The organism is Streptomyces sp. NPDC029956 (assembly GCF_055574655.1).
Window position 1 is genome coordinate 93,690 of the sequence record NZ_JBVHZJ010000013.1, and the last position, 11,699, is coordinate 105,388.

An 11,699-nucleotide genomic window follows, 5' to 3' on the forward strand; every position below is an offset into this window, starting at 1 on the left:
GTCGACCCGTTGCCCGGCGCGGGGAGCGCCGCTAGTCTCTGTTCGCGATTTCGGTCGTGGTACGGGATATCGAACGGGCAGAGGCGAGGTGGGGGATCCATGGGACGACTCGTTCCGGCGGTGACCAGGGCGTTCGACGTGCTGGAGCTCTTCCTGGAGGGCGACGAGACCCTGTCCGCGCCCGAGATCACCCGCAGGCTCCAACTGCCGCGCACGACGACGCACGAGCTGGTCACCACCCTGACCGCCCGCAACTACCTCGTCGCGGTGCCGGAACAGCCCGGCCGCTACCGGCTCGGCGTCCGCACGTACCAGCTCGGCAGCCGGTACGCCGAGCAGCTCGACCTCGCAGCCGAGGGCCACCAGGTCGCGCGCGAGGTCGCCGACACCTGCGGCGAGACGGTGCACGTGGCCGTCCTGGAGGACATGGACGTCATCTACATCGCGAAGGTCGACTCGACCCACGCGGTGCGGATGGTCTCCGCGGCCGGACGCCGACTGCCCGCCCACTGCACGGCCGTCGGCAAGATGCTCCTCGCGACCCTCCCGGAGGCCGAGCTCGAGGAGCGCCTCGACGGGTACGACCTGGCGGGCATGACACCCCGCAGCATCACCGACCCGGACGCGCTGCGCGCCGCGCTCGCCGAGATCCGGATCCTCGGCGTCGCGGGCGAACAGCAGGAGTCCAACCCCGACGTGAGCTGTGTGGCCGCGCCGGTACGGGACCGCTCCGGTCGGGTCGTCGCGGCGCTGTCCGTCTCGGTCCCCGTGCACCGCTGGAGCGAGGACCGCGAGAACGAACTCACGGCGCTGGCCGTGAAGGGCGCGAGCCGGCTGGCGGAGCGGCTGGGGTACCGGACCCCGAGCTGAACCCCGGACGGCCCGGACGCTGTCCGGACCCCGACACGTCGGTGGGGCGGCTCCGCCCCCCGGTGTCACGCCACCGTCCCCCGGTGTCGGGATTCCGCCGCTCGATGTCCAGTCCGTGCCGCCGGGAGTCAGGACTCCGTGCCGGAGGGCCCGGAGCGTTCGTCCTCCCGCCGTTCCCGTGGCCTGCGCATCCGGCTGACCGGGCCGAAGACCTCCCGGTCGTCGAGGAAGCCCTCCAGGGCGAAGGCGGCCGCGCCCCGGGTGACCGCGTTGTGCGGCACCGCGCTGCGCCGCAGGGTCGCCGCCCGGTGCGGCAATGCCAGCGCGTGCCGCGTGACCGCCTCGTACGTGGCGGTCAGCAGGGGCTCGCCCAGCAGGTCGACGACCTGGTTGCCGAGGACGAGCGCCCGCGGGTTGAGCAGATTGACCAGATTGGCCACCGCCGCCCCGAGATGGCGCCCGGTCCGCTCGACGGCCTCGACGGCCGCCGGGTCCTGCTCCGCCGCCGCGCGCGCCAGGGCGGCGACCGTGGCCGCGTCGTCCGGCCCGGCGGCCCGTTCGTCGCCGGGGGCGAGCTCGCGCCAGGTCCGGGCGATGCCCCGGGTGCTGACGTACGCCTCCACGCACCCCCGGTTGCCGCAGGTGCAGAGCCGGCCGTCGATCGCGAGACAGGTGTGGCCCCACTCGCCGGCGCTGTTGGTGAAGCCCCGGTAGAGCTGCCCGTCGATCGCGATCCCGGCGCCCACGCCCGCCCGCAGGGTCAGCACGACGAGGTCGTCCACCTCCCGGCCGGCGCCGAACCACAACTCGGCGACCGTGCTGGCCCGCAGGGGATTGTCGAGCCGGAGGGGCAGCCCGAGGCGTTCGTCGAGCAGGGCGCGGAGCGGCACCTCGTGCCAGGACCAGTAGGGGGAGAAGGAGGAGACCCCGCCCTCGCGCTCCACCATGCCGGGCACGCTGACGCCGGCCCCGAGCACGCGCGCGCGGGGCACCCCGGAGACGCGCAGCAACTCCTCGACGCACGTGGCGAGCTCCTCGACCACGTCGGCCGGTCGGACGTCGCCCGGCGGCAGGGGCCGCTCGACGGAGTGACGGACCTCCAGGGCGAGGTCGAAGAGCTCGGCGTGGACCGACGTCTCGGCGATGTCGATGCCGATCAGCGCGCCCCGGTCGGCGTTGACGGCGAGCCGCGCGCGGGGCCGCCCGCCGCTGGAGTCCTCGTGGCCCGCCTCGACGAGGACGCCGGCCTCCAGGAGCTCGGAGGTCAGATTGGCCACGGTGGCGAAGGACAGGCCGGTCGCGGCGGCGAGGTCCTGACGGCTCATCGCACCGGCCCCCGCGTAGAAGCGCCGCAGGACCTCGAAGCGGTTGAGACGGCGAATGTCCTGGGACGTCCGCTTGATCATGTGTGCTGTCCTCCGCTCGCAGGGCCCGTGCGTCCGTACGGCCCGTACGCGGCATCTTATTCAAAGGGTTGGAAGAAGCAGGGGCCGGATATTTACAACCGTTAGACGAACCCGTAGTTTTTTCGTGTCGCACCACTGGCACGAGACCGAGGAGGCCAGATGCAGCACCTCAGGGCCCAGCCCTGCTCCCCCCTGCCCGGACGCCTGACCGAGGGGCCCGTCTGGGACGCCCGGCGCCAGGAACTGCTCTGGGTGGACATACCCGACGGCCTCGTCCACCGTGCCGCCCTGACGCACCAGGACCCGAGGCCGGACCTGGTCGCCGTCTCGACACTCCGCTTCGACCGCCCGGTCGGAGCGGTCCAGCCCTGCGCATCGGGAGCCCTCCTCGCGGCGGCGGGCACGGCCGTCCTCCGCCTGGAGGTGGACCGCCCGATCGCCGAGGCCGTAGAACTGGCCGCGCCGGTCCTGCCCGGGGACGGCCTGCCCCGCCGCATGAACGACGCCGCCGTCGACCCCGCGGGCCGGCTCCTCGCCGGAACGATGGCGTACGACGAGAGCCCCGGCGCAGGCGCCCTCTACCGCCTCGACGGTGACGGCCTCACCACGCTCCTTGAGTCGGTCACCATCTCGAACGGCCTCGGCTGGAGCCCGGACGGCACGCTCCTCTACTACGCGGACAGCCCGACCGGCCGGGTCGACGTCTTCGCGTACGACGTGGCCACGGGCACCCTGAGCGACCGCAGGCCGTTCGCGGTCCTCGACCGCGGGATGCCGGACGGGCTCACGGTGGACGCCGACGGACGGGTGTGGGTGGCGGTGTGGGGCGGCGGCGAAGTCCTCGCCTTCACGCCGGAAGGCGCCCTCCACGCGCGCGTGGAGGTGCCCGCCTCCCACGTGACGAGCTGTGCCTTCGCCGGACCGGACCTCGACGTCCTGGTCATCACGACGGCCACCGAGGGCCTGCCCGGGCCCCGCCGCCGCCAGGAGCCCGACGCGGGGCGGCTGTTCGTCTGCCGACCGGGTGGGAGGGGACTGCCGAGCGTCCCGTACGCCGACCTCTGACCGGCACCGAGGGCACTGGCCGGATACGTCCGGATACGTCCGGCGACGACCGGCGATGACCAGGGCCGACCGGCCAGGACCGGGGCCGAGCCGGTCGAACGACGGGCCCGAAGCCCGCTCCGCGGGGGTCCGCGGGTGGGACCGCCGGGGGTGTGGTCGTCGAGGTGCGGTCGTCGAGGTGTCGGGCGTGTGCGCGTCGCGGTGCCCCCCTGCAGGAACGCCCGGACCGATCCCCTCGCTCGCTCCCGCACTCACTCGCGGGGGCGGGCGCGCGGGCGGAGCGCCGTCGGCGCAGCCCGCCGCCCTCTCTCCGCAGACCTGACCGCGTGTTCCGCAGACCGTGACTCCCACCCGCCTGCGGGGCCCGGCCCTTGCCGGGCGTCCGGTCGACTCCTGCTCCGGCCGCCCGGCCCTCCGCCGTCTCGGCCTGCCGCATCGCCGCCTCCTCGGCCGACCGCATCGCCCCCGCCGCTGCCCCGCCCACCGGCCCGCCCACCGGCCTGTGGGGGCCGTCAGCCGTACCCGCCCGCAAGCCTGTCGGCCCGGCGCGCTCGCACGGAGCGCCGTCGGCGGCCTCCGCCCGTCGCTCGCCCCGCACCCCGTACACCCCCCGCACCCCGTACCCCCCCCGAACCCCCACACCCCGTACCCCAAGGGAGCACCCAGCCATGACCACCCCGCCCGCAGCCGCCACGCCCCCGCCCGAGCCGCGCACCGCACCCGGGGACGCCGCCCCGCCCGAGGAGAGCGCCCCGTCCGAGGCGCGCGCACAGGCGCAGGTATCCGGCCACGGACTCCGCGCCGCCCTCGCGTCCGCGCCCGTCATCGCCATCCTCCGCTCCGCCTCCGCCACCCGTTTCGCCGAAGTCACCGACACCCTGCTCGCGTCCGGCATCCGCGCCGCCGAGTTCACGCTCACCACCCCCGGCGTGCTCGACGCCCTGCGCGAGTACGCCGCCGACGCCCCGCCCGGGCTCGCGCTCGGCGCCGGGACCGTGACCACGCCCGCCGAGGCGCAGGCCGCCGTCGAGGCCGGGGCGACGTACCTCATCACCCCCACCACCGCCATCGAGGTCATCGCGGAGGCGGGTCGCCTCGGCGTCCCCGTGCTCCCCGGCGCCTACACCGCCACCGAGATCCTCACGGCCTGGCGGGCCGGGGCCACGATGGTGAAGCTCTTCCCCGCCGCCACCGGCGGACCCGCGTACCTCCGCGCCGTCCGGGCCCCGCTGCCGTACGTCCCCCTCGTCCCGACCGGCGGCATCGGCGTCGCCGAAGCCCCGGCCTATCTGGCCGCGGGCGCCACCGCCCTCGGCATGGGCGGTCCCCTCGTCGGCGACGCCTGCGAGGGAGGATCCCTCGCCGCCCTCGGTGAGCGCGCCGCCGTCCTGCTCGACGGAGTGCGCCGATGAGTGCGCCGATGAGCGCCGCGCACCCGCCCGCCCTCGTCACCCTCGGCGAGGCCATGGCGGTGGTCGCCGCGACGCGGCCGGGGCCGCTCGCCTCAGGTGCGCCCCTGCGGCTGGGCTGGGCCGGCGCCGAGGCGACGGTCGCCGTCGGCGTCAGCCGGTTCGGCCACCCGGCCGCCTGGACGGGCCGGGTCGGTGAGGACGCCGCGGGCGCGATGATCCTCGCCGGACTCCGCGCCGAGGGCGTCGACGTCGCCGCCGTCCGTACGGACCCGGCCGCGCCCACCGGTCTGATGCTCCGCGAGCGCCGCACCGCCGACCGGCTCCGCGTCGGCTACTACCGGGCCGGCCTCGCGGGCTCCCGGCTGGCCCCCGAGGACCTCGACGAGGCGCAGCTCACCGGAGCGCGGATCCTCCATGTCACGGGAATCACGCCGGCGTTGAGCGCATCGGCCCGCGCCGCCGTCGAGCGCGCGGTGGCCCTCGCACGCGCCGCCGGGGTCACCGTCTCCTTCGACGTCAACCACCGCGAACGCCTCTGGAGCCGCGCCGAGGCCGCCGAGGTCCTCGCGCGACTCCTCCCGCACGCCGACGTCGTCTTCGCCGGTCCCGAGGAGGCCGCCCTCTTCGTGCCCGAGGAGTCGCCGGAGCGGATGGCCCGCGCCCTCACCCGGCTCGGGCCCGGCCAGGCCGTGCTCAAGCTCGGCGCGCGGGGAGCCCTGGTGGCCACGGACGACGGCGGTCTGCTCACCCGCCCCGCCGTGCCCGTCACCGCGGTCGACCCCGTCGGCGCGGGCGACGCCTTCGTCTCCGGCTACCTCGCCGCCGTCCTCGACGGCGCACCGGTGGAGGAACGCCTGCACCTCGCCACGCTCTCCGGGGCCTTCGCGGTCTCCGTCCCCGGCGACTGGGAGGGACTCCCGCGCCGCGCCGAACTCGGCCTGCTCGCGGCCCAGGACATCAGCCGCTGAGCCCCGTGCGCCCCCGTACAGGAGCCTCCGCCCCCGTACGGACACAGACACAGACACACCAGGGACCACACCCATGAACCGTTTCTCCGGCCGGACCGCCGTCGTCACCGGCGCCGCCTCCGGCATCGGCGCCGCCAGCGCCGTCCGGCTCGCCGCCGAAGGCGCCGCCGTGCTCGTCTCCGACATCGCCGACGAGGCCGGCGAGGCCGTCGCCGCCGCGATCCGCGCCGACGGCGGCCGAGCGGCCTACGTACGCTGCGACGTCTCGTCAGAGGAGGACTGGACCGCTCTCCGCACCGAGGCCCACGCCCGCTTCGGCCCCGTGGGCATCCTCCACAGCAACGCCTTCACCCACACCCCGGCCGCCGCCCACGACCTCCCCGTCGCCACCTGGGACCGGGAGATGGCGGTCAACCTCCGGGCCCTCTACCTCGCCACCCGTACCTTCCTCGACGACCTGCGCGCCGAGCGCGGCAGTCTCGTCGCCACCTCCAGCGTGCACGCCGACTTCGGCCTGCCCGGCTATCCCGCGTACGCCGCCGCCAAGGGCGGCATGTGCGCCCTCGTACGGCAGTTCGCCGTCGAGTACGGGCCCGACGTCCGCTTCAACTCCGTACTGCCCGGCCCGATCCTCACCGACGTCTGGAACGACGTCGACGAGGAGGGCCGCAGGCTCTCCGCCGACGCCACCGCGCTCGCCCGGCTCGGCAGGCCCGAGGAGGTCGCCGCGGCCGTCGCGTTCCTCGCCTCCGCCGACGCCGCCTACATCACCGGAACCAACCTGGTCGTCGACGGCGGCTGGACCGTGAAGAAGGACTCCAAGTGAAGATCACCTCCTTGCGTACGTACCTCGTCGCCCCGCGCTGGTGCTTCCTGCGCATCGACACCGACGAGGGCATCACCGGCTGGGGCGAGCCCGTCGTCGAGGGCCGCGCCCACACCGTCGCCGCCGCCGTCGACGAGCTTGCCGACCACCTGATCGGCCAGGACCCGATGAGGATCGAGGACCACTGGCAGGTCCTCACCAAGGGCGGCTTCTACCGCGGCGGTCCCGTCCTCTCCAGCGCCGTCGCGGGCATCGACCAGGCCCTCTGGGACATCACCGGCAAGGCCCTCGGCGTCCCCGTCTGGCAGCTCCTCGGCGGCAACGTCCGCGACCGCGCGCGCGTGTACAGCTGGATCGGCGGCGACCGGCCCGACGAGGTCGCCTCCGAGGCCGTCGCCCGGAAGAACGAGGGCTTCACCGCGATCAAGATGAACGCCTCCGCCCAGCTGCGCCTCATCGACACCCCGGCCGCCGTCCACGGCATCGTCGACCGGGTCGCCTCGATCCGGGAGGCCGTCGGCGACGAGTTCGACATCGCCATCGACTTCCACGGCCGGCTCACCGCCCCGATGGCCCGCCGTGTCCTGCCGCTCCTGGAGCCGTACCTCCCCTTCTTCGTGGAGGAACCGGTCGTCCCCGAGATGAGCGACCACATCGGCGACATCGTCCGCTCCACCTCCATCCCCATCGCGACCGGCGAACGCCTCTACTCCCGCTGGGACTTCAAGAAGGTGCTCGGCCAGGGCATCGCGGTCGCGCAGCCCGACCTCTCGCACGCCGGCGGCATCTCGGAGGTGCGGAGGATCGCCGCGATGGCGGAGGCGTACGACGTCTCCCTCGCCCCGCACTGCCCGCTGGGCCCGATCGCCCTCGCCTCCTGTCTCCAGGTCGGCTTCGCCGCGCCGAACCTGCTGATCCAGGAGCAGAGCCTCGGCATCCACTACAACTCCGGTTCCGACCTGCTCGACTATCTGGTCGACCCCTCCGTCTTCCGTTACGAGGACGGGCACGTGGCCCTGCCCACCGGACCGGGTCTCGGGATCGAGGTGGACGAGAAGGCCGTCGAGCGGGCCGCCGAGATCGGGCACCGCTGGCGGAACCCGGCCTGGCGGCGCGACGACGGATCCCTCGCCGAGTGGTAGCGGGAACGAGCGGGAGGGGCGGGCTCGTGAACGAGCCCGCCCCTCCCGGTGTGCGGTCGGGTCAGCGATGCGCCAGCCGGCTCGCCGCCGGAAGGAGCCTGCCGTCGTAGTCGAACAGCGCCTGGTTCTCCCAGCCGTTGCCGGACGAGGCGTCGGCCGGGTCCCAGCCGTTGCCCGTGACGGCCGTCCAGGTCGGCTCCCAGTAGAAGACGCCGAGACCGCGGCCGTTCGGGACCGCCTCGACGACGTTCATGACGTCCCGCAGCCAGGCCGACTGGCCGGCCGCGCTCGCCGGATAGCCGGAGACCAGCTCCGAGGACAGGTCGATGATGTTCTCGTGGGGGTCCTCGCTGTCGAGCCGGAAGGGGTACGCGGTCTCGGCGACCATCACCTTCTTGCCGTAACGGGACGAGATGTCGTCGAGGTTGGCCTGGAGCGAGGACAGCGCGCCGTGCCAGTAGCCGTAGAAGGAGAACGCGATCACGTCGTACTTCACGCCCTGCGCGGTCGCGTTGTCGAACCACGTGCGGTAGAGGGCGTTGTCGCCGCCGTTCGCGAGGTGCAGCGCGATCTGGGTGCCCGGCGAGACCGCCTTGGCCGCGGAGATGCCGGAGTCGAGCAGTCCCGCCAGCTGGGCCCAGTTGCCCGTCGAGCCCTCCGGCCACAGCATGCCGGTGTTGATCTCGTTGCCGATCTGCACCATGTCGGCTGTGGTGCCCTGCGTCTTCAGGGCGTTGAGCACGTCGTACGTGTGGTGGTAGACGTCCGTCTTGAGCTGGGTGTACGAGTGGCCCTGCCAGGCGGCGGGCTTGGTCTGGGCGCCCGGGTCGGCCCAGATGTCGGAGTAGTGGAAGTCCACGAGCAGCTTCATGCCCTGGGCCTTGATGCGCTGCGCGGTGGCGAGCACACGGGCCTTGTCGTTGTAGCCGTCGGCCGGGTCCACCCACACCTTCAGGCGGCCGTAGTTGGCGCCCGCGTTCTTGAGGAGGGCGACCGCGTCACCCGTGGTGCCGGAACTCGACCTGTAGGTCCCGCCGAGATCCTCGCTCTTCCTGAGGGAGGACACGTCGACGCCCCTGACCGTGAGCCCGGTGGTTCCCGCCGTGAACGTCAGGTCGTCGACGTTCAGCCAGTTGCCCGCTTTGGCATCCGAGTTGATGCTGACGGTGCATGCGCCGCCGGTCACCTCGACCGGGGTGACCAGACGTATCCAGGCGCCGTTCGAGGTCACCGGCAGATCGGTGCGCCGTTCGGCGGACCCGCAGTTCCGCAGGGCCAGGTAGGCGGCGTTCTGCCCGCCGCCCGACCGCACCCAGGCGCTCAGCGTGTACGTGCCGTCGGTGAGCCCGGAGAGGTACTGGTACGTCTCGACCTTGTACGCCGACGCCGACCAGTGGGTCAGGCGGTGACTGCCGCCGTGGCCCCCGGCCTCGGTGAACGAGGCGGCGTTCTGTCCTGCGGCCGAGTAGGTGGACCAGCCGGCCGGGGTCGCGGTCCCGGTGGAGTCGCTCTCGAACCCGGCGTTCGTGAGGGTGGCGGCGGCTTCGGCCTGCGGAGCGGCCGGCAGCGGGGCGAGGAGCAGGGCGCCGAGCGCGGCGGCGACGGCCGCGGCGCGCAGGCGGATGCGGCTTCTGACGGTGGTGGGGTGCATCGTCGAGTCCCTTCGACGGTGGCCAATGAGAAGTGTGTGGTGCGGGTGGTTCCTTACGGGTGGTGCGGTTCACCCGGGGGCGGCGCAGCGGGTGCGGCCGCCCCCGGGGGGATCAGGGGTCCCGGCAGGGCAGGGCAGGGCCGGGCCTGGGAGAGGGGGACGCGGTCAGGCGTCGAGGCGTACGACCCGCACGGCGCCGGCCGGGACGGTGAACGTCCCGTCGACCGGCGTGCCTCCCGGGGCGCCGCCGAGCAGCTCGGTCCCGGAGCCGTCGAGCGGCACCTCGGCGTCGTCCCCGGAGTGGTTGAGGGCGAACAGGTACTGCCCGCCGTCTCCCGCGCGGCGTACGACCTCCACGTCTCGCGGCAGCGCACCGCGCGCCGCGACCCCCGCGTCCTCGCACGCCGCGGCCACGATCGCGTCCAGCGACGCCGCGTCCAGCCGGGTGGAGACGTACCAGGCGGTGCCCCGCCCGAGCCGGTGCCGGGTCACCGCGGGACTGCCGGCGGCCGGCCCGTCGGCGTACGTCCACACGGTCTCCGCGCCGCGCGGCCGGACGAACTCCGTCCAGACGTCGCCGGTGAGCGAGGTGCCGCCGGGTCCGGAGATCCGTACGCGCTGGTCGTCCAGGAGCGGCGACCACTCGTCCACCGTGAGGCCGAGGACGTCCCGCAGGGCGCCCGGGTAGGCGCCGGGGTGCACGGCGTCGTGCTCGTCGACGATCCCGGAGAAGTACGAGACGACGAGCGTGCCGCCGTTCTCGACGTACTCCCGCAGGTTCTGCCCGGCGGCCTCGGTCATCAGGTACAGCGCGGGGACGACGACCAGCGGGTGGGCCGAGAGGTCGGCCTCCGGGTGGGCGAAGTCGACGGTGAGGTGCCGGTCGTAGAGGGTCTCGTAGAAGCTGTCGGCGCGCTCACGGGCGTCGTGGGCGGCGTTCGGCCGCCACTCCAGGTTCTGCGCCCACCAGGAGTGCCAGTCCCAGAGCATGGCGACGTCCGGGACGGTACGGCTGCCGCGTACCTCCTCCAGGGCCTCCAGGTCGGCGCCGAGGGCGACCACCTCGCGCCAGATCCGGGTGTCGGTACCGCCGTGCGGGACCATCGCGGAATGGAACTTCTCGGCGCCGCGCCGGGACTGGCGCCACTGGAAGAACATGGCGCCCTCGGAGCCGCGGGCCACATGGGCGAGGGAGTTGCGGGCCATCTCGCCGGGACGCTTGGCCGGGTTGCGGGGCTGCCAGTTCACGCCCGAGGTGGAGTGCTCCAGGAGCAGCCAGGGCGCGCCGCCGGCGACGGAGCGGGTGAGGTCGGCGGCCATGGCCAGGTTGACGTGGGTGCGGCGGCCGTCGGTGATCAGATAGTGGTCGTTGGTGACGAGGTCGACCTCGCGGCCCCAGGCCCAGTAGTCGATGGAGTCGCACTGGCTGAGCGCGGTCATGAAGTTGGTGGTGACGGGGACACCGGGTGCGAGCTCGTGCAGGATGTCCCGTTCCGTCCGGAAGTTCTCGCGGATGGTGGCATCGGCGAAGCGCCGGTAGTCGAGCTGCTGGGCGGGGTTGCCGACGGTGGGGGTGACCCGGGGCGGGTCGACCTCCTCGTACGAGCCGTAGCGCTGCCCCCAGAACGCGGTGCCCCACGCCTCGTTCACGGCCTCCACCGAGCCGTACGTGTCGTCGAGCCAGCGGCGGAAGTGGGCGGCGCAGCTGTCGCAGTAGCAGGCGCTGACGGGGACGCCGTACTCGTTGTGGACGTGCCAGAGCGCGAGCGCCGGGTGGCTGCCGTAGCGGCGGGCCAGCTCGGTGGTGATGCCCGCGGCGGCCTTCCGGTAGGCGGCGGAACTGTGACAGATCGCCCCGCGTGAGCCGTACGAGTGGCGTACGCCCTCGGCGGTGACGGGCAGCGCCTCCGGGTGTGCCCGGTAGAACCAGGCGGGCGGCGCCACGGTCGGGGTGCCCAGGTCGACGCGGACGCCGTGTTCGTGGAGCAGGTCGAGGAGCCGGTCGAGCCAGCCGAAGTCGTACCGGCCCGGCTCCGGTTCGAGGAGGGCCCAGGAGAAGATCCCGACGCTCACCATGGTGACGCCGGCCTCTCGCATGAGCCGGACATCCTCCTGCCAGACGCTTTCCGGCCACTGTTCGGGGTTGTAGTCCCCGCCGAACGCGAGCCGGTGCAGGCCCTTGGGAGTGGTCTGCGGCATGGGTCTCTCCTGAAGCCTCGAGCGATGAAAGCTTTGGTTCGTTGTGAACGTGCACACAGTCGATCTCGATGTGACAACGCAACATAACCGCACACGAACAACCATTGACAAGTGTCCGGAACGTTTCTCTACTGTGAACGCTCACAGATGCATGGTCGGC

General features: G+C 73.5%; 9 protein-coding genes. 6 read left to right on the top strand and 3 right to left on the bottom strand.

The features are described 5' to 3' along the window. Positions 1-99 precede the first annotated feature (99 nt). Positions 100-870, top strand: coding sequence for an IclR family transcriptional regulator (locus tag ACZ4XX_RS13250; protein WP_468508034.1), 771 nt, complete (start codon positions 100-102; stop codon positions 868-870). 128 nt (positions 871-998) lie between these two features. On the opposite strand, the gene ACZ4XX_RS13255 is transcribed toward ACZ4XX_RS13250, so the two are convergent. Continuing rightward, positions 999-2,276: an ROK family protein gene (locus ACZ4XX_RS13255; protein WP_468508035.1), complete on the bottom strand. Its 1,278-nt coding sequence runs from the start codon at positions 2,274-2,276 to the stop codon at positions 999-1,001. 159 nt (positions 2,277-2,435) lie between these two features. Here ACZ4XX_RS13255 and ACZ4XX_RS13260 point away from each other — a divergent pair, with 159 nt between their 5' ends. From ACZ4XX_RS13260 to dgoD, 5 genes are all read left to right on the top strand, one after another. Further along, positions 2,436-3,341, top strand: a complete 906-nt coding sequence (locus tag ACZ4XX_RS13260; RefSeq protein ID WP_468508036.1) for an SMP-30/gluconolactonase/LRE family protein — start codon at positions 2,436-2,438, stop codon at positions 3,339-3,341. Between the two features lie 668 nt (positions 3,342-4,009). Continuing rightward, positions 4,010-4,753 (top strand): bifunctional 4-hydroxy-2-oxoglutarate aldolase/2-dehydro-3-deoxy-phosphogluconate aldolase, encoded by a 744-nt coding sequence (locus tag ACZ4XX_RS13265; protein ID WP_468508037.1) that lies wholly within the window; start codon positions 4,010-4,012, stop codon positions 4,751-4,753. Beyond that, positions 4,750-5,721 (top strand): sugar kinase, encoded by a 972-nt coding sequence (locus ACZ4XX_RS13270; RefSeq protein ID WP_468508038.1) that lies wholly within the window; start codon positions 4,750-4,752, stop codon positions 5,719-5,721. Before ACZ4XX_RS13265 ends, ACZ4XX_RS13270 begins: the two co-directional genes overlap by 4 nt. Positions 5,722-5,794: 73 nt before the next feature. Continuing rightward, a complete protein-coding gene (locus tag ACZ4XX_RS13275) occupies positions 5,795-6,547 on the top strand; it encodes an SDR family NAD(P)-dependent oxidoreductase (RefSeq protein ID WP_468508039.1) in 753 nt (250 codons plus the stop codon). Beyond that, positions 6,544-7,689, top strand: coding sequence for a galactonate dehydratase (gene dgoD / locus ACZ4XX_RS13280; protein WP_468508040.1), 1,146 nt, complete (start codon positions 6,544-6,546; stop codon positions 7,687-7,689). Before ACZ4XX_RS13275 ends, dgoD begins: the two co-directional genes overlap by 4 nt. Before the next feature lie 61 nt (positions 7,690-7,750). Here dgoD and ACZ4XX_RS13285 read toward each other — a convergent pair whose 3' ends face one another. Next, positions 7,751-9,340, bottom strand: a complete 1,590-nt coding sequence (locus tag ACZ4XX_RS13285) for a glycoside hydrolase family 53 protein (protein WP_468508041.1) — start codon at positions 9,338-9,340, stop codon at positions 7,751-7,753. 165 nt (positions 9,341-9,505) lie between these two features. After that, positions 9,506-11,539 carry a beta-galactosidase gene (locus ACZ4XX_RS13290; RefSeq protein ID WP_468508042.1) on the bottom strand — a complete coding sequence of 678 codons (2,034 nt, stop codon included), beginning with the start codon at positions 11,537-11,539 and terminating at the stop codon, positions 9,506-9,508. Positions 11,540-11,699: the final 160 nt, after the last annotated feature.